The sequence below is a fragment of the Streptomyces hebeiensis genome (genome assembly GCF_052983195.1).
In genome coordinates this window covers 5,574,269-5,591,015 of the sequence record NZ_CM129812.1, presented here as the reverse complement: position 1 = coordinate 5,591,015, position 16,747 = coordinate 5,574,269, and the positions used below count along the sequence as shown (strand labels likewise).

Annotated in this window: 15 protein-coding genes; 8 read left to right on the top strand and 7 right to left on the bottom strand. The window is 72.5% G+C overall.

Going from position 1 to position 16,747, the window contains the following annotated elements; genetic code table 11:
- Positions 1-143: 143 nt before the first annotated feature.
- Both ACU6P3_RS24080 and ACU6P3_RS24075 read left to right on the top strand, forming a co-directional pair.
- Positions 144-1,283: an ABC transporter ATP-binding protein gene (locus ACU6P3_RS24080; protein ID WP_447194068.1), complete on the top strand. Its 1,140-nt coding sequence runs from the start codon at positions 144-146 to the stop codon at positions 1,281-1,283.
- Entirely contained in the window at positions 1,280-2,152 is an 873-nt protein-coding gene (locus ACU6P3_RS24075) for an ABC-2 transporter permease family protein (protein ID WP_447194067.1), read from the top strand. The genes ACU6P3_RS24080 and ACU6P3_RS24075 overlap by 4 nt, the downstream gene beginning before the upstream one ends.
- Positions 2,153-2,225: 73 nt before the next feature.
- Here the strand turns inward: ACU6P3_RS24075 and ACU6P3_RS24070 are convergent, their stop codons facing one another.
- Positions 2,226-2,555 carry an Rv1322 family protein gene (locus ACU6P3_RS24070; RefSeq protein ID WP_447198045.1) on the bottom strand — a complete coding sequence of 110 codons (330 nt, stop codon included), beginning with the start codon at positions 2,553-2,555 and terminating at the stop codon, positions 2,226-2,228.
- A gap of 211 nt (positions 2,556-2,766) precedes the next feature.
- Between ACU6P3_RS24070 and ACU6P3_RS24065 the strand changes: the two genes are divergently transcribed.
- Entirely contained in the window at positions 2,767-3,909 is a 1,143-nt protein-coding gene (locus ACU6P3_RS24065) for an LLM class flavin-dependent oxidoreductase (RefSeq protein ID WP_447194066.1), read from the top strand.
- Positions 3,910-4,162: 253 nt separating this feature from the next.
- On the opposite strand, the gene ACU6P3_RS24060 is transcribed toward ACU6P3_RS24065, so the two are convergent.
- Positions 4,163-4,555, bottom strand: coding sequence for an SCO5389 family protein (locus ACU6P3_RS24060; protein ID WP_030749221.1), 393 nt, complete (start codon positions 4,553-4,555; stop codon positions 4,163-4,165).
- A 209-nt stretch (positions 4,556-4,764) separates the two neighbouring features.
- On the opposite strand from ACU6P3_RS24060, the gene nucS reads away from it, so the two are divergent.
- Positions 4,765-5,436: an endonuclease NucS gene (gene nucS / locus ACU6P3_RS24055; protein WP_447194065.1), complete on the top strand. Its 672-nt coding sequence runs from the start codon at positions 4,765-4,767 to the stop codon at positions 5,434-5,436.
- 167 nt (positions 5,437-5,603) lie between these two features.
- On the opposite strand, the gene ACU6P3_RS24050 is transcribed toward nucS, so the two are convergent.
- The 3 genes from ACU6P3_RS24050 to ACU6P3_RS24040 form a co-directional block, all read right to left on the bottom strand.
- Positions 5,604-8,480, bottom strand: a complete 2,877-nt coding sequence (locus tag ACU6P3_RS24050) for an ATP-binding protein (RefSeq protein ID WP_447194064.1) — start codon at positions 8,478-8,480, stop codon at positions 5,604-5,606.
- 497 nt (positions 8,481-8,977) lie between these two features.
- Positions 8,978-9,301 carry an STAS domain-containing protein gene (locus ACU6P3_RS24045; protein WP_030749213.1) on the bottom strand — a complete coding sequence of 108 codons (324 nt, stop codon included), beginning with the start codon at positions 9,299-9,301 and terminating at the stop codon, positions 8,978-8,980.
- 186 nt (positions 9,302-9,487) lie between these two features.
- Positions 9,488-10,336 (bottom strand): 3-hydroxyacyl-CoA dehydrogenase family protein, encoded by an 849-nt coding sequence (locus tag ACU6P3_RS24040; RefSeq protein WP_447194063.1) that lies wholly within the window; start codon positions 10,334-10,336, stop codon positions 9,488-9,490.
- Positions 10,337-10,845: 509 nt separating this feature from the next.
- On the opposite strand from ACU6P3_RS24040, the gene ACU6P3_RS24035 reads away from it, so the two are divergent.
- Positions 10,846-11,418 (top strand): cob(I)yrinic acid a,c-diamide adenosyltransferase, encoded by a 573-nt coding sequence (locus tag ACU6P3_RS24035; RefSeq protein ID WP_447194062.1) that lies wholly within the window; start codon positions 10,846-10,848, stop codon positions 11,416-11,418.
- Between the two features lie 27 nt (positions 11,419-11,445).
- Here ACU6P3_RS24035 and ACU6P3_RS24030 read toward each other — a convergent pair whose 3' ends face one another.
- The gene (locus ACU6P3_RS24030) at positions 11,446-12,033 is read right to left on the bottom strand and encodes a hypothetical protein (RefSeq protein ID WP_447194061.1); all 588 of its coding nucleotides are present in this window, start codon (positions 12,031-12,033) and stop codon (positions 11,446-11,448) included.
- A gap of 118 nt (positions 12,034-12,151) precedes the next feature.
- Here ACU6P3_RS24030 and ACU6P3_RS24025 point away from each other — a divergent pair, with 118 nt between their 5' ends.
- The 3 genes from ACU6P3_RS24025 to ACU6P3_RS24015 all read left to right on the top strand — a co-directional run bounded on the left by ACU6P3_RS24025 (position 12,152) and on the right by ACU6P3_RS24015 (position 16,186).
- A complete protein-coding gene (locus ACU6P3_RS24025; protein ID WP_447198044.1) occupies positions 12,152-13,426 on the top strand; it encodes a sensor histidine kinase in 1,275 nt (424 codons plus the stop codon).
- Positions 13,423-14,076: a response regulator gene (locus ACU6P3_RS24020; RefSeq protein WP_344268521.1), complete on the top strand. Its 654-nt coding sequence runs from the start codon at positions 13,423-13,425 to the stop codon at positions 14,074-14,076. Before ACU6P3_RS24025 ends, ACU6P3_RS24020 begins: the two co-directional genes overlap by 4 nt.
- A 262-nt stretch (positions 14,077-14,338) precedes the next feature.
- Complete coding sequence (locus tag ACU6P3_RS24015) at positions 14,339-16,186, top strand: glycosyl hydrolase family 18 protein (protein WP_447194060.1); 1,848 nt, start codon at positions 14,339-14,341, stop codon at positions 16,184-16,186.
- A 97-nt stretch (positions 16,187-16,283) separates the two neighbouring features.
- Here ACU6P3_RS24015 and ACU6P3_RS24010 read toward each other — a convergent pair whose 3' ends face one another.
- Positions 16,284-16,730 carry a DUF2550 domain-containing protein gene (locus ACU6P3_RS24010; RefSeq protein ID WP_344268515.1) on the bottom strand — a complete coding sequence of 149 codons (447 nt, stop codon included), beginning with the start codon at positions 16,728-16,730 and terminating at the stop codon, positions 16,284-16,286.
- Between the last annotated feature and the right edge of the window lie 17 nt (positions 16,731-16,747).

Here is a 16,747-nt window from a genome sequence, read left to right as displayed (position 1 = left end):
TCCGGACGGCTCCGGCCCGGCCGGAACGGAGCGACGTGGCCGGAACCGTCGGCGCGTGGATATCCTCGTAACTCTTACGGGGGCCCGCCCGGTCGGTTCCGGCCACGGTCCCGGACGACCTGACCTGTCGATGGGGCTGGAGAATGATCGAGGCAGTCGGCCTGACGAAGCGCTACGGCGCCCAGACGGCCGTGGACAACCTTTCCTTCCAGGTGAGGCCCGGGCACGTGACCGGGTTCCTCGGCCCCAACGGCTCCGGCAAGTCCACCACGATGCGGATGATCGTCGGTCTCGACAATCCGACGTCCGGCCGGGTGACGGTCGGCGGGCACCCGTTCCGCCTGCTGCCCAACGCGCCGCGCCAGGTCGGCGCCCTGCTCGACGCCAAGGCCGTGCACGGCGGACGCAGCGCGCGCAACCACCTGCTCTCGCTGGCCCAGCTCTCCGGCATCCCCGCCACCAGGGTCGACGAGGTGCTCGGCGTGGTCGGTCTGAGGGACGTCGCCAAGAAGCGTACGAAGGGTTTCTCGCTGGGCATGGGCCAGCGGCTCGGCATCGCCGCCGCGCTGCTGGGCGACCCGCAGGTGCTGCTGTTCGACGAACCGGTCAACGGCCTCGACCCCGAGGGCATCCTCTGGGTCCGCAACCTGATGAAACAGCTGGCCGCCGAGGGCCGTACGGTCCTCGTCTCCTCGCACCTGATGAGCGAGATGGCGCTCACCGCCGACCATCTGATCGTGATCGGACGGGGGCGGCTGCTGGCCGACATGAGCGTCAAGGACTTCATATCTGCCAACTCCGCGGACTTCGCGCGGGTGCGCACGCCGGGGACCGACCCGCGGGAGCGGGAGAAGCTGACGTCGTCGCTCACGGAGGCGGGCGGCCGGGTGCTGTCCGAGCCGGACGGGGCGTTGCGCGTCACGGGGCTGCCGCTGCCCCGGATCAGCGATCTCGCGCACGCGGCGGACGTACGGCTGTGGGAGCTCTCCCCGCACCAGGCGTCCCTGGAGGAGGCGTACATGCGGCTGACGCAGAGCGCCGTGGACTACCGCTCGACGGCCGACGAACTGGCGGGGTTCGAACCGCCGGACCTCGGCCCGTACGGCGGGGTGCCCCAGGGGTACGGTCCCACCCCCGTGCCCGACGTACCGCACGAGGGCTTCTACGCCCCGCCGCCGCCCGGAGCGGTTGTGCCGCGGCCGTACTCGAACGGCACGGCCGCGCCCGCCGGCGGAGACCCGACGCGACACGATGGCCGCGACAGCGACGAGGACCCCCGATGACCACCCCGCCGATCCCGTCCGTCCCGTCGACCCCGTCGCCCCCATACCGGCAGCGGGCGGAGGGCGCTCCCGCCGACGGTTACACCTCGCCGATCCCCGTCCGCCGGGCCCATTTCGGCGATGCGCTGCTCGCCGAGTGGACCAAAATCCGTTCTGTCCGGTCCACTCTCTGGACCCTGGGCGTCATGGTCGCCCTGATGCTCGGCCTCGGCTTGTTCATCGCGCTGTCGCTCGCCTGGACGGATAGCGGGTATCCGGAGCAGACCGTGCTCCCCCTGGGGTTCTTCGGGGTGATGCTGAGCTCGATCTGTGTGATCACGCTCGGTGTGATCACCATGACGTCGGAGTTCGGCACGGGCCTGGTCCGCACGACCCTGACCGCGTGCCCCAGCCGGGCCAGGGTGCTGGGCGCCAAGTCGGTGGTCTACTTCGTGCTCGTGTTCGTGATCTCGCTGATGACCACGACGCTGACGGGCGCGCTCCAGACCTCGATCCTGAACGGGCCGCCGCCCACCGGGGGCGAATGGCTCCAGGCGACGGTCGGGGTCAGCCTGTTCCTGGCCACCCTCGGCCTGTTCGCCCTGGCGATCGGCACGCTGATCCGGCACTCCGCGGGGGCCGTCACGATCATGATCGGTCTCGTCCTGCTGCCGCCCGTGCTGGCACTGTTCATGGCGAGCAGTCCCTCGCTCGTCGCGGTGCGCGACTTCCTGTACCAGTACTCGATCCCGATGCTGCTCGTGTCCCTGTACGAGAACCCCACCGGTCTGCCGAGCCCGTCCGGCTGGTGGTCGCTGTGGCTCATGATCGCGGCGACGGCTGCCGCCATGGCCGGCGCGCTGTGGTCGCTCCACCGACGCGACGCGTGAGGGTACGGGCCGTTGACCACGTGAGCGTCCGACACGGCCACGGCTCCCGTAAGGGATCCTCAGCGGCCGCCGCTCAGTACCGGGGCGCGCTCCTGGACCGCTGCACCCGGGTGGTGCGGCGGTCCTTCGCGTTCCAGCACGCCTGGTGCCAGTGGCGCCGGTCGTCCACGCCGCCGTACTCCGGCCACGCCACCACGTGCGGTACGGCGGACGGGATCTCCTGGTCGCACCCGGGGCAGCGGTAGCGCTTGCCCGCCGCGCTCGCGCCGGCGACATGGCGAACGGCCCACTCCTCGCCCTGCCAGGACTCCGTCCGCTGGAACCCCCCGTACCGGTCCCCCGGCTCCGGGGCTCGGCCGGGCGTCTTGTCGCCGCCTCGGGGGCGGTTGCGGCGCGGGGACACAGGACACCTCACGGGGCAGACGGCACGGTTCCACTCCAGCGTACGGCGCGATCGCGGGGGCAGGCGCCGCCCGGATCGGGGGATACCGCAGCACGCAGAAGGCACTTACCGGACAATCGCAAGAACTTCAGGGCCTGGCCGTGCCTTTGGCACGTGTCAGACGTTGTTGCCCGTAGGGGGAGCCGCGTCGGCCGCGAGGAGGCAAGAGGCGATGCGCGTTGGAGCTTTTGTACTGGCCGCCCAGTTCCCGGGCCAGGGACAGGGGGAGGCGCTGCACCGGGCGGTGCGCACCACGGAGGTCGCCGAGGCGTCCGGGCTGGACTCGGTCTGGCTGGCGGAGCACCACTTCGTGCCGTACGGCGTCTGCCCGTCGGCCGTGACCCTGGCCGGGGTGCTCCTCGGCCGTACGCGCCGGATCCGGGTCGGCACGGCGGTCAGCGTGCTGCCCAACGTGCACCCGGTGGCGCTCGGCGAGCAGGCGGCGCTGCTGCACCTCCTGTCCGGCGGACGGTTCACGCTCGGCGTGGGCCGGGGCGGCCCCTGGGTCGATCTGGAGGTGTTCGGCACGGGCCTGCGGGCGTACGAACACGACTTCCCCGAATCGCTCGATCTATTGATCCGCTGGCTGCGGGAACCGCGCGTGTCGGCTTCGGGAGAACGATTCAGCTTCCGTGAGGTACCGGTCGTACCGCGCCCGGACGAGTTGGACGCGCTGTGGGCGGACGGGACGGGAGCGCGCCCGGCCGTCGCCCGCGCCGGCGGTGCCCCGGGCTCCGGACCCGGCCCTGGCCCCGGCGCACGGTCCGACGCCGGTGCACGGTCCGACGCCGGTTCCGGCCCCGAGACCTTGATCGCCTGCACCTCGCCGAGGACGGTGAAGCTGGCCGCCGAGCGCGGCCTGCCGATGCTGCTCGGAATGCACTGTGGCGACGAGGAGAAGGCGGACATGGTCGCCCTGTGGCGCAGGCACGCCCGTGCCGCGGGCCGCTCGCCGGGGGAGATCGCGGACGCGCCGCACGTCTCGGCCGGTGTCGCGCAGATCGCGGACTGCCGGGGCGCGGCGGTGGAGGCACTCGCCAAGTCGATGCCCGGCTGGCTGCGGCAGGGCCTCGGCGCCCATGTCACGGTCGACGGCCGGGCGCGGACCATGCGGGACCCGATGGCCTACACGGAGTTGCTGTGCGGCCTGCATCCGGTGGGGACGCCCCGGCTGGCCGCCGACCGCCTCACGACGACGGCCGAACGCACCGGCATCCGGCGCTTCGCGCTGCTCGTGGAGGGCTCGGGGGACCTGGCGGCCACGGAGGAGAACGTACGGCGGCTGGGAGCCGAGGTCCTGCCCCTGCTCGGCTGAGCGGCGGCCGTCCCTGGACCGGCGCGCGGAGTGCGTCGCGAAATGCCTCCTGGCCGGCGGACGGCGCGGTGCCGGAGTCCCGCTCAGGGCTCGGCCCCGCGAGTTCCCTGCCGAAGTGTCCCGGCCGAGAGTGCCGGCCGAAGTGTGTCCCGCCCGGATGTCCGTCTCCGGGACGCTGCCGCTCCAGCACCCGGGTGCCTCGGCGATGCGGAGCGGCAGCACGATACGTCACACGCGCCGGCGAGCCCGCGCGTCAGCAGTCCCGCAGTTCCGGCGACTGGTTGAGCAGCTGGGCCCGGACGGAGGTGAAGCGGCCCAGCCGCTCGTCGACCGAGGTGTCCAGCGGGAACACCGCGACACGGTGGCAGTTCTGGAACGCCAGACGCACTCCGAAGTGCCGTTGCAGCGCGCCGCGGATCGCGTCGCTGGCGAGCGCGCGCAGCAGTTGACCACGTGCCTGCTCGTCCGGCGGGGGCGTCTGGTTGTCGGCGAACTGTCCACCGTCCACCTTCAGCTGTGCCACCAGAGAACTGATCATCTCCCATGCATAGGGCAGGGAGGTCCGGACGCAGTCGACGAAGTCCGCTTCGTCGACCTCGCCTCGCTCGGCCTGCTCCAACAGTGCCGGTGAGACGTCGAGCGACATGGGTTCTCCTCTCGCGACCCCGGGGGCGGGGCCTTACGGGCAGGGAAGAAGGCACCGACACGCAGCGTGCACGGGCGGCGACCTGCAGCTGCCACGTTATGCGCGCTGTCCGGACCGCACCAGGAGATTGGGAACACAACCGGCCATTAACGAACGGGGCTTCCGGGGCGAATCGCGCGCCGGGGCGGAGGTCGAGTAGCGTGCCGCCCATGCGCCTCGTCATTGCCCGCTGCTCCGTCGACTACGCGGGTCGTCTCACCGCCCACCTGCCCTCCGCCCCCCGCCTCATCCTGGTCAAGGCCGACGGCAGTGTGTCCATCCACGCCGATGACCGGGCGTACAAACCCCTCAACTGGATGTCACCGCCGTGCACGCTCAAAGAAGGTGCGGGCGAGAATGACGGCGTTTGGACGGTCGTGAACAAAGCGGGCGAGAAATTGATCATCACGATGGAGGAAGTTCTCCACGATTCCTCGCACGAGTTGGGCGTCGATCCGGGTCTCATCAAGGACGGCGTAGAAGCGCACCTTCAGGAGCTTCTGGCGGACCGGATCGAGACACTCGGGGACGGCTACACCCTCATCCGCCGCGAGTACCCCACGGCCATCGGCCCGGTGGACATCCTGTGCCGGGACGCCGCCGGCGCGACGGTCGCCGTGGAGATCAAGCGACGCGGCGAGATCGACGGTGTCGAGCAGCTCACACGCTATCTGGAGCTGCTGAACCGGGACCCTCATCTGGCCCCGGTGAGGGGGGTGTTCGCGGCCCAGGAGATCAAGCCACAGGCCCGGGTGCTGGCCACGGACCGGGGAATCGGGTGTGTGGTGCTGGACTATGACGGGCTGCGGGGCATCGAGGACGACAAGCTGAAGCTGTTCTAGAGTTCCGAGCGGTCCTTCACGTTGTAGTCCTACGGGAGCTGGTGCCCCTCCCGGCGCCAGAAAGCGACGGGCCCCCTGCCGATGGTGGAAACACCGGCAGGGGGCCTGTCGCCGTGTCATGTCGCTCCGGAGCCGTGGCTCGGACGCCCCGGCTCGGACGAACTGGCTCAGACGACCTGCTCGGACGGTGCCGTCTCCGTCGCCGTCTCCGTCGCCCCCGCGGTGAGGCTCGGGGACGTACCGCTCGCCGTGGTCTCCGGGGAGGACGGGGGCGGTTCCTCGGACTGGGTGGGCTCCGGGTCCGACGGCTCCCCCGACGGCGGCGGGTCCTCCGAGGTCGGCTTCGGGTCCGAGGGCTCCGCCGGGCCGGACGGCGACGCGGGGTCCTCGGGCGGGTCCGCCGGGGTGTCCGGCGTCGTCGGGTCGCCGTCCTCGGAGGAACCGCTCGGCGCGGGGCTGTCCGACGGCGACGGCGAGCCGGAGGGGGTGCCACCGCTCGGGCTCGCCACACCGGTGGCGCCCGGCTCGGGCAGGAGGTCGCCGGGGCCCGACGTCGTGTCGTCCACGGGCTGTTCGGCCGGCAGGCCGCCCTCGCCCTCGTCGGTGCCGGTGGACTGTTCCGTACGGACCTTGTCGTTCTTCGCGTTGTCGTTGCCGGAGGTCGCGCCCAGGGTGACGACCGTGCCCAGGACGGCCGCGAGGACCGCTCCCGCGCCGGCCGCCACCAGGTTGCGGCGGGCTCCGGTGAACGCCGCGCCGCGCCGGGACGCACCGGGCCGCCGCCCGGCCGGGGTGTGCGGCACCGGGCCGGACCTCATGGCGGAGGTCGCGGCGGCAGCCGGAGCAACCACCGGGATGTCGCGCCTGGTCACGAGGGTCACGTCCGCGCCGGAACCGGTGTCGTCCGCCCCGGTCGCTCCCGTCCCCGGCGCGCCGGCCGGGCCGAGGGAGGCGGGCGGCCCCGGCAGGGCCGCCACGGCCGGTGCGGCCCGCTCGTCGAGCCGTACCGCCGGCGACCGGGCGCCCGTACCGCCTGGACCGGCCGCCGCGTTCTCGCGGTCCGTGACCAGGGCCAGCGCCCGCCGGCCGGCGACCGTACCGCTCTTGTCGGCGACGGCACCGCGCATGCCGATGGACGCCTCCAGCTCCGCGCGCGCCCGCTCGGGGTTGCCCACGCACAGTGCCAGGACGCCCAGTTCATGGTGGAGGTACGCCTCCTCGGCCACCTCACCGGCCAGTCGCGCCGCCTCGCAGCCGGAACGCAGCGCCCGCTCCCAGGCGCCCCAGTGCAGCCCGGCGAGGAACGCGGGCGCGGCGCTGCGGACCAGCAGTACGGCCGCGCTCGCCCGCCCCGGCTCCTGCCCGGCGATCAGTGGGGCCAGTGTGGCGAGCACCGCGTCCGCCTCCGCGCACACCCGCTCGGCCGTGACCGAGGGGTGCCCGGCCCACCAGGTGTAGTGCTGCGCGGCGGTCAGCGCGTGCGCCACGGCGTCGTCGCCGTACCCGTCCCGCTCCAGCTGTCCCGCGACCCCGGGGGCGAGCCGGTAGCGCGGGCCGACCGGCGTCAGCAGCCCACAGCTCATCAGTTCGCCGACGGCGGCGTCCGCGTGGGTGTCGCCCGTCAGGGCCGGCAGGTGCGCCTGGTGCGGGACCTCGCCGCCGAGCGCGACGGCGAAACGCAGGGTGGCCCTGGCGGACTCGCTCAGCCGGGACGCGAGCAGAGCGGCGGGCGCGGCGCCCTCGCCGACACTCGGCAGCGGTGTGTCGTAGGACTCGGGCGCGCCGAACTTCGCGTCGTCGGCGGGGCGTTCGAACGGTTCGAACTCGTCCGCGGCGTCGGCCGCGCCGCGCAGCTGGTCGCGCTGGCGCAGCAGCGCGCCCGCCTGGACGAAGCGCAGCGGCAGCCCCTCGGACTCGAACCAGAGGTCGCCCGCCCAGTTCGCCTCCTCGTCGGTGAGCGGCCGGTCCACGGCGCGCTCCAGCAGTTCCAGCGAGGCCCCGCGGCCCAGCCCGCCGAGGGCGACCTCGTCGAGGCCCGCGTCGGCGGAGGGCGGATCGGCGTCGGGGGCGGGCGCCAGCAGGTAGGCGCACTCGGGCGTGGCGGCGAGCAGTTCGTCCAGCGCCTCGCCGCCCAGCTCCAGGTCGTCGAGGACGACCACCGCGCCGATCCGGCCGACCAGTTCGAGCAGTACGGCGCGGTCGGGTCGGCGCAGCGCCGAGTCGAAGACGGCCGCGTACAGCTCGTACAGCAGCTCGGTGGCGGTGCGGTGGTGGCCGGAGAGGCGTACGACCCCGTCGGGGGCGAGATCCGCGCAGTCCGCGGCGACGGCGTCGAGCAGCGCCGTACGTCCGGAACCGGCGGGGCCGACCAGCCGGACGGAACGGCCGCGCGAGACCAGGCCGACCAGCCGCTCCCGCTCCTCGGCGCGCTCCAGCAGGGGCAGCGGCGGGGCGACGGGCCCCGCGGGCACCGGCGGCCGGCCGGCCCGCTGGTGGTCGGCGCGCTCCTCCGCGGTGCGCCGGGCGGGCGCGCCGGGCCGGCGGCCGGGCGGGCAGAGTTCGATCTCGCTGCCGTCGACGGGATTGACGGTCAGCAGGAAGTCGCCGGAGACCAATTGGAGGGTGCGGACGGGCGGGGGCACGGCTCCCGCGAGGTGGGTCAGTCCGCTCCCGGCGGGGACGGCGGGCGCGGCGGGCGGCGCCAGGGGCGTCACACCGGGGATGATCAGCGCGCGCGGCGGTCGCTCCGGGTCGGTGTCCGCGTCGGCCTCCGCGCCCGAACCGCCCTCGCGGAGAACGTCGTTCGGGACGCCCGTACCGTGCGAGTCGCCCGCGTCGAACGCGGAGCCCGTACCGTACGAGGCGTCCGCGCCGTACGAGGCGTTCTTGCCGTCCGCGCCGTGCGGAGCGTTCGTGCCGTACGGGTCGCTCGCGCCGTGTCGCTCCCGCGCCGCGGAGTCGTCGTGCCCGGCGGCGTCCGCACGTGAACCCGCCGCCGGGCCGGTGCCGGTGTCCGCGGCCGATGTCCCGCTCTCGCTCCCCACGAGGCGTTCGCCATCGCGACGTTCGCCCCCGGGGCGCTCGTCGCCGTGACCGCCGTCATGGCCGTACTCTTCAGGTCCCCGGCTTATCGGGTCCATGGTGAAAGCCCCCCAGATCGTGGCATACGGTCGCCCCCCGGCCGCGCACGCCCATCTGTCGCTTCTGGTCCGGTGCCTGCTCTGTCGGTCGGTCCGTCGGTCTGCGGACACGCCGACCCTAGTGCCCCTCCCGGCAACGTTTGCCCCGTCGCGACGCCCGGCACGCGCGTTCGCCGCGTTGGCCACAAGCCCAGGTAGCGGAGCTACCTGGGCTTGTGGCCGCCTTGCGATCACACGCACCGGACGCCGCTCCTTGACGGGCAAACCCTGCCGGTCGCGGCACTAGACGTGCGCCCAGTATCCATGAACAGCGGGGGGCCCGCGGGGTCCTGAAGGTCACGGTCCCGTGAGGATCGTGTCGAGCGGCCCGGTCACCAGCCGTCCTTCCCTGAGCGGGCCGGTCAGACCCACGGCAGGGACTCCGCGGCGATCCCGCCCTCGATGGCGAGGATGCGGTGCAGCCGGGTGGCCACCAGCAAACGCTGCATCTGCGGCGGAACGCCGCGCAGCACAAGCCTCCGGCCGCACCGCCCCGCTCGTCGGTGGGCTCCCATGATGACGCCGAGTCCCGTGGCGTCCCAGGAGTCCAGTTCGGTCAGGTCGAGCACCAGGTCGCCGGCGCCGTCGTCGACGGCCGAGTGCAGGACCGTACGGGCGTCCGCCGCGCTGCGTACGTCGAGGCGGCCCCCGACGACCAGCTCGGCGTGGTCGCCCCTGATGTGCATATGCGCTCCCCGAGAGTGCTGCTGTTCTCCGTAGTCTGTTCTGTCTTTCAACAACTGACTGTCACGCGACCGAAGAAGTTGCCGTCCGTGAGCGAACCGATACCGAATTCACCCAGAGGGGCGAAGGGCGGCGCGGCAGCGCGGCCGGGCCGGCGCGTGACGGGTCAGCGAGTGTTCCTCGCGGGCTCAGTGCGTGTAGAACCCCTGTCCGCTCTTGCGCCCGATGTCACCGGCGTCCACCATGCGCCGCATCAGCTCCGGCGGCGCGAACTTCTCGTCCTGGGTCTCCGCGTAGATGTTGCCGGTCGCGTGCAGCAGGATGTCGACGCCGGTCAGATCGGCGGTGGCGAGCGGCCCCATCGCATGGCCGAACCCCAGTCGGCATGCGGTGTCGATGTCCTCGGCGGACGCGACCCCCGACTCGTGGAGTCTGACGGCCTCGACCACCAGCGCCGAGATCAGCCGGGTGGTCACGAAGCCCGCCACGTCGCGGTTGACGACGACGCATGTCTTGCCCAGGGACTCGGCGAACTCCCGTGCGGTGGCGAGCGTTTCGTCGCTCGTCTTGTAGCCGCGCACGAGTTCGCACAGCCGCATCATGGGCACGGGCGAGAAGAAGTGCGTACCGACGACCCGCTCCGGGCGCCCGGTCACCGCCGCGATCTTGGTGATCGGGATGGCGGAGGTGTTCGAGGCGAGCACGGTCCGCTCCCCCACGATCTTGTCGAGCGCACGGAAGATCTCGTGTTTCACGTCGAGCTGCTCGAAGACCGCCTCGACCACGATGTCCACGTCGGCGGCGGCGTCCAGGTCGGTGGTCCCGCTGACGCGGGCGAGCGCGGCGTCGGCGTCGGCCTCCTCCAGCTTGCCCTTGCCCACGAACCGGGCGAGCGAGTCCCGAATGGCGTCCGTCCCCTTGGTCAGGGCCGCGTCGGTGACATCGCGCAGGACGACCTCCCAGCCCGCCACCGCGGCGACCTGGGCGATCCCGGATCCCATCAGTCCGGCCCCGATGACGGCGAGTTTCCTGGCCACGACGCACCCCACGTTTCGTTTTCGGTTCTTCTCGGACTGCGGCTGAGCGAGCGATCGAGCGGGAGGGAAAGCGGAGCCCGGCCGGCACGGAGGACGAGTGGCGCGAACGGCCCCCGCGCGCGGGTCACTCGGCGGGGAGCCGCGCGACGGACGTCACGCCACGCGCGGGCCGCGTGCGGGCGCGCACGGTCCGGCACAGGTCGTAACGCCTGTTCACTTCTGCCCTCCAGAGCGGAGATTAGCGTCAGCAAGTGCTTGCTGTAACGGTGTAGAGATGCGCGTCACGTCTCACATGACGGACGTCACACCGGTCCGGCCGCCGGGACGCCGGTCAGCCCTCGCGCACTCCGTACGTACGAACCGGCTCGCCCAGGACGTCCTCGATGCCGTCGAGCAGCACGAGGGCTTCCCGCGACACCGCCTCGGGCTCGCGTCCCCGCACCATCTGCCGAAGGTCTTCCCACGGGCGGGCGCCTGGCTGGCGCTCCTCCCCCGACTAGGCTGGCCCCATGGTCAATCTGACGCGCATCTACACCCGGACCGGGGACAAGGGCACGACGGCGCTCGGCGACATGAGCCGTACGGCCAAGACCGACCCGCGCATCGCCGCGTACGCCGACGCGAACGAGGCCAACGCGGTGATCGGCACGGCGATCGCCCTCGGGAACCTCCCGGAGGACATCGTGAAGGTGCTGGTCCGCGTCCAGAACGACCTCTTCGACGTGGGCGCGGACCTGTCCACGCCGGTGGCCGAGAACCCCGAGTTCCCGCCGCTGCGCGTCGAGCAGTCGTACATCGACAAGCTGGAGGCGGACTGCGACCGCTATCTGGCGGACCTGGACAAGCTGCGCAGCTTCATCCTCCCCGGTGGCACGCCGGGCGCCGCCCTGCTGCACCAGGCGTGCACGGTCGTGCGCCGCGCCGAGCGCTCCACCTGGGCGGCGCTGGAGTCGCACGGCGAGACCATGAACGAGCTGACGGCGACGTATCTCAACCGGCTCTCCGACCTGCTGTTCATTCTGGCGCGCGCGGCGAACAAGGAGGTCGGGGACGTCCTCTGGGTCCCGGGCGGCGAACGCTGACACCGCGACGAGCGCCGCGACCGCCGCTCAGCGCTTCGTTCCCGACGGTGGCCGTTCCACCCGTACCGGCTCCCCGGGCTCCTTCGGGGCCTTCTTCGGGAAGACCGCGTACGTCAGGGCGATCAGGCCGTGGATCCCGGCCGCACGGGCCGCGGTGAGCTGCCAGCTCGTCAGCGAACCCGTCCGGCCCGCGTCACCCACGTACCACGCCGCGAGCTGGAGCAGGGCGGTCGCGACGGCCGCGGCCAGGACCGTGCGCAGCCACAGCTTGCCCTCGTGCACGGCGCGGGCCCTGCCGTACGCCGGGGCCGGCACCGGTGGCGGTCCGCCGAAGAAGCGGTGGGCGACCCGGGCGTCGGCCCAGCTGACGGTGTAGTGGCCGTAGGCGACGGTGAAGCCGATGTAGAGCGCCGCGAGACCGTGCTTCATGTCGGGCTCCGCGCCGTTCTTCAGGTCGATCGCCGTCACGATCAGCAGGACGACCTCCAGCAGCGGCTCCAGCAGGAGCACCCCCGCGCCGAGCCGGGGCATCCGTGCGACGTAGCGCAGGGCCAGCCCCAGCGCCAGCAGCACCCAGAAGCCGACCTCGCAGATCACGATCAGCGTGACGATCACGGCTGTGCTCCCTCCCTCTCCCCCGTCTCCCCGTACAACGCCTCCAGGCTCCCGCCCGCCCGGCCGCCTGTCGTCGTCGGCGGTGCCGAAACGTGACGGCGCGGGACTGCACCCTTCGATGCAGCGCGCCCTCACCCCCACTGAGGAGGCCCCCGCGCGGCGGGACGTGTTTGATGGACGGGTGATCGCCTTCTTCCGGCCGCTCCGACCGGTCAGGCCGCACCGCGACGACATCGCCATCGCCGTGCTCGGACTGCTCGGCGGCCTCGCCCTGTGGACCCTCGGCCTGCACACCCAGGGGGGCACGCTGCTCCCCGGGCCCTGGGTCCTGGTACCGCTCGTCGTCGTCGCCTGTCTGGAGCTGCTGCGCCGGAGCATGCCGTCGCCCGCGCTGCTCGTGGGCACGGTCGCGCTCGTCGCGGATCTGTTCACGACCGGCAGCGTGGCGACGGTACTGATGTTCACGGATCTGATGTACGCGGCGGTGGTGTACGGGACACCCGCCGCCGCCCGCCGCATCCCGTGGACCACGGGGCTGATCACGATCGCGATGACGATCGGCTTCCTCGGCTGGCTCCAGAAGCCGGAGAGCCTGCTGATCGGCGTGGCCACCGGCGTGGTGAGCTTTCTGCCCGCCATCACCGGCTCCGCCGTCCGCGGCCACCGGGACGCCGCCGAGACCGCGCGGCTGCGGGCCGAGCAGACCGCGCTGCTGGCGGAGACGGACCGGGCCCAGGCGGTGACGGCGGAGCGCGCTCGGATGGCCCGGGAGCTGCACGACATGGTCGCCAACCACCTCTCGGCGATCGCCATCCACGCCACGGCAGCGCTGTCCCTGGACGACGAGCGGACCACGCGGGACGCGCTCGGGGTGATCCGGACGAACAGTGTGGAGGGACTGGCGGAGATGCGCCGGCTGATCGGGCTGCTGCGGGACCCCGGCGACGAGGCGGAGCCGTCGGCCGCCCCGACACTGGCGGCGGTGGACTCGCTGCTGGAGCAGGCCGGTGCCAACGGCGCGTCCAGCGGGCTCAGCTTCACCCTGGACGACCGGCGCGACACGGCCGCCCCCCTGCCCGCGCCGGTCGAGCTCGCCGCGTACCGGATCGTTCAGGAGTCCCTGACCAACGCGCTCAAGCACGCGGTGCCGGGCACGGTGACCGTCGCGCTGACGCGGTCCCGGCGGGCCCTGACCGTACGCGTCGACAGCCCGTTCGGCGACCGGCCCGGACCGCGCGCACCCGGCTCCGGGTCCGGGATGGTGGGGATGCGCGAACGGGTCGAACTGCTGCACGGGGCGTTCGAGGCGGGTGCCGTCACCGGGGGCGACGGCGGGAAGATCTGGCGGGTGCGGGCCGAACTGCCCGTCGACGAGGCGTGGGAGACGGCATGACGATCCGGGTGCTGGTCGCGGAGGACCAGTCGGCGGTACGGGCGGGGCTGGTGCTCATCCTGCGCAGCGCGCGGGACATCGAGGTCGTCGGGGAGGCGGCGGACGGCGAGGAGGCGGTCGCGCTGGCCCGCGCGCTGCGGCCCGATCTGGTGCTGATGGACGTGCAGATGCCCCGTCTCGACGGGGTGTCGGCGACCCGGCGGGTGGTCGAGGAGGGGCTGGCGGACGTGCTGGTGCTGACGACGTTCGACCTGGACGAGTATGTCTTCGGCGCGCTGCGGGCGGGGGCGGCGGGCTTCCTGCTGAAGAACGCCGAGGCCGCGGACCTGCTCACGGCGGTACGGACGGTGGCGCGCGGCGAGGGCCTGATCGCGCCCGCCGTCACGCGCCGGCTGATCGCGGAGTTCGCCGCCCCGGCGCGGCCCGCGCGCGACGAGGACGCGCCGGACCTGTCGGTGCTGGACCCGCTGACCCGCCGGGAGCGCGAGGTGCTGGCCTGCCTGGGCGAGGGACTGTCGAACGCGCAGACGGCGGTACGCCTGGAGATGGCCGAGGCGACCGTGAAGACGCATGTGAGCCGGCTGCTCGGCAAGCTGAACCTGCGCAGCCGTGTCCAGGCGGCGGTGCTGGCCCAGGAGTTGGGCCTCTGAGGGGCCCGGCGCCAGGCGCCTGACCGACGGCGGACGGCGGCCGTCCAGCGGGCCGTCCCCGGCCGCCGGACGGTGTGGCCACGGCCCGCCCGGCACGCTCCGGCCCGGTCCGAACCCACCCCGACATGGTCTGGACCTATTGACGAGTGGTCCAGACCTCTTTACTCTCGCGGCACACACCGGCGTACGCCGACCCGGTGTGAGCAGTGCACGGACCATCCCCGTTCTCCTGTCCTGTACTCATGTCACGAGGAGCACACCCGTGAACACCCGATCAGTCCCCCACGGACGCCGTCTCAGATCCCGAACCGTCGCGGGCCTCACCGCGCTGCTGCTGCCGTTCGCCGCCCTCGTGGGGCTGGCCACGCCCGCACAGGCCGCCGCCTCCGCGACCGCCACGTACACCAAGGTCTCCGACTGGGGCACCGGTTTCGAGGGCAAGTGGACGGTGAAGAACACCGGCACCACCTCCCTGGCCTCCTGGACCGTCGAGTGGGACTTCCCCTCCGGTACCGCCGTCACCTCCGGCTGGGACGCCGACATCACCGGCTCCGGCACCCACTGGACCGCCAAGAACAAGTCCTGGAACGGCACCCTCGCCCCCGGCGCCTCCATCAGCTTCGGCTTCAACGGCACCGGCACGGGCTCCCCCGCGTCCTGCAAGCTCAACGGAGCCTCCTGCGACGGCGGCCCGAGCGTGCCCGGTGACGCCCCGCCCTCCGCGCCCGGCACCCCCACCGCGAGCGCCGTCACCAACACCTCGGTGACCCTGGGCTGGAGCGCCGCCACCGACGACAAGGGCGTCAAGAACTACGACGTGCTGCGTGACGGCGCGAAGGTCGCCACGGTCACCGGCACGACCTACACCGACACCGGCCTGCGGGCCGGCACGGACTACTCGTACACCGTCCAGGCGCGCGACACCGCCGACCAGACCGGCCCCGTCAGCGGCGCCCGCGCGGTGCGCACCACCGGGAACACCGACCCCGGTACCGGAAGCAAGATCAAGCTCGGCTACTTCACCGAGTGGGGCATCTACAACCGGAACTACCACGTCAAGAACGTGGCGAGCTCCGGTTCGGCCGAGAAGATCACGCACATCAACTACTCGTTCGGCAATGTCACCGGCGGCAAGTGCGCGATGGGCGACTCCTTCGCCGCGATCGAGAAGGCGTACACCGCCGACCAGAGCGTCGACGGTGTCGCCGACACCTGGGACCAGCCGCTGAAGGGCAACTTCAACCAGCTCCGCAAGCTCAAGGCCAAGTACCCGCACATCAAGGTGTTGTGGTCCTTCGGCGGCTGGACCTGGTCCGGCGGCTTCGGCCAGGCGGTGCAGAACCCGGCGGCCTTCGCGCAGTCCTGCTACGACCTGGTGGAGGACCCGCGCTGGGCGGACGTCTTCGACGGCATCGACCTGGACTGGGAGTACCCCAACGCCTGCGGCCTGTCCTGCGACTCCAGCGGCCCGGCCGCGTTCAAGAACATGATGCAGGCCATGCGCGCCAAGTTCGGCTCGAACAACCTCGTCACGGCCGCCGTCACCGCCGACGCCTCGGCCGGCGGCAAGATAGAGAAGTCCGACTACGCGGGCGCGGCCCCGTACATGGACTGGTTCAACGTGATGACGTACGACTTCTTCGGCGCGTTCGCCGCCCAGGGCCCGACGGCCCCGCACTCCCCGCTCACCTCGTACGCGGGCATCCCGCAGGCGGGCTTCAACTCGGCGGAGGCGATCGCCAAGTTCAAGGCCCAGGGCGTGCCGGCGAGCAAGCTGCTGCTCGGCATCGGCTTCTACGGGCGCGGCTGGACCGGCGTCAGCCAGGCGGCACCGGGCGGCACCGCGACCGGCCCGGCCCCGGGCACGTACGAGCCGGGCATCGAGGACTACAAGGTCCTGAAGAACACCTGTCCGCCCACCGGCACCGTGGCCGGCACGTCGTACGCCAAGTGCGGCAGCAACTGGTGGAGCTACGACACGCCCGCCACGGTCACCTCGAAGATGGCCTGGGCGAAACAGCAGGGCCTGGGCGGCGCGTTCTTCTGGGACTTCACCGGTGACACGGCGAACGGCGAGCTGGTGAGCGCGATCAACGGCGGCCTCGGATAACCGCGCGGCACGACACAGCACCCGTGTGACACCAAGGGGGCGGCGCCGGCACCATCGGCGCCGCCCTTCGCCGCGCACGCCCCGGGTTCGGCCCGGGTCAGGCCACGTTCACCCGCTGGCCCGGGGGCGCCGCCTCCAGCCAGGCCAGGAAGCCCGTCAGCGCGTCCTCGCTCATCGCCAGCTCCAGCCGTACCTCATTGTGCGCGCAGCTGAGGACGACGGCGTCGGAGAGCAGCGCCAGTTCCTCCTCGCCCTGCGGCGCGCGGCGGGCCAGGACCTCGATCGCGGAGCGCTCCAGGGTGCGGCGCGGGCGGGGGGCGTAGGAGAAGACGCGGAACCAGTTGATCCGGTCGGAGTTGTAGCGGGCCACGCCGTACACCCAGCCCTTGCCCGAGAGGTCGGGCTCCTCGGGCACGTTCCAGCGCAGGCTGCAGTCGAAGGTGCCGCCGGAGCGCTGGATGAGGCGCCGTCGCAGTCCGAAGACGAACAGACCTCCCGCCACAGCCACGACGACCAGTCCGCAGACAAGCAGAGCGAGGACCATCACCACCGACCTCCTCG

What these genes read in the sequence shown, in the direction of transcription:
- ACU6P3_RS24080 (WP_447194068.1), top strand. Translation starts at nt 144, where the DNA reads ATGATCGAGGCAGTCGGCCTGACGAAGCGCTACGGCGCCCAGACGGCC.
- ACU6P3_RS24075 (WP_447194067.1), top strand. Translation starts at nt 1,280, where the DNA reads ATGACCACCCCGCCGATCCCGTCCGTCCCGTCGACCCCGTCGCCCCCA.
- ACU6P3_RS24065 (WP_447194066.1), top strand. Translation starts at nt 2,767, where the DNA reads ATGCGCGTTGGAGCTTTTGTACTGGCCGCCCAGTTCCCGGGCCAGGGA.
- ACU6P3_RS24060 (WP_030749221.1), bottom strand. Translation starts at nt 4,555, where the DNA reads ATGTCGCTCGACGTCTCACCGGCACTGTTGGAGCAGGCCGAGCGAGGC.
- nucS (WP_447194065.1), top strand. Translation starts at nt 4,765, where the DNA reads ATGCGCCTCGTCATTGCCCGCTGCTCCGTCGACTACGCGGGTCGTCTC.
- ACU6P3_RS24045 (WP_030749213.1), bottom strand. Translation starts at nt 9,301, where the DNA reads ATGCACATCAGGGGCGACCACGCCGAGCTGGTCGTCGGGGGCCGCCTC.
- ACU6P3_RS24035 (WP_447194062.1), top strand. Translation starts at nt 10,846, where the DNA reads ATGGTCAATCTGACGCGCATCTACACCCGGACCGGGGACAAGGGCACG.
- ACU6P3_RS24025 (WP_447198044.1), top strand. Translation starts at nt 12,152, where the DNA reads ATGCAGCGCGCCCTCACCCCCACTGAGGAGGCCCCCGCGCGGCGGGAC.
- ACU6P3_RS24020 (WP_344268521.1), top strand. Translation starts at nt 13,423, where the DNA reads ATGACGATCCGGGTGCTGGTCGCGGAGGACCAGTCGGCGGTACGGGCG.
- ACU6P3_RS24010 (WP_344268515.1), bottom strand. Translation starts at nt 16,730, where the DNA reads ATGGTCCTCGCTCTGCTTGTCTGCGGACTGGTCGTCGTGGCTGTGGCG.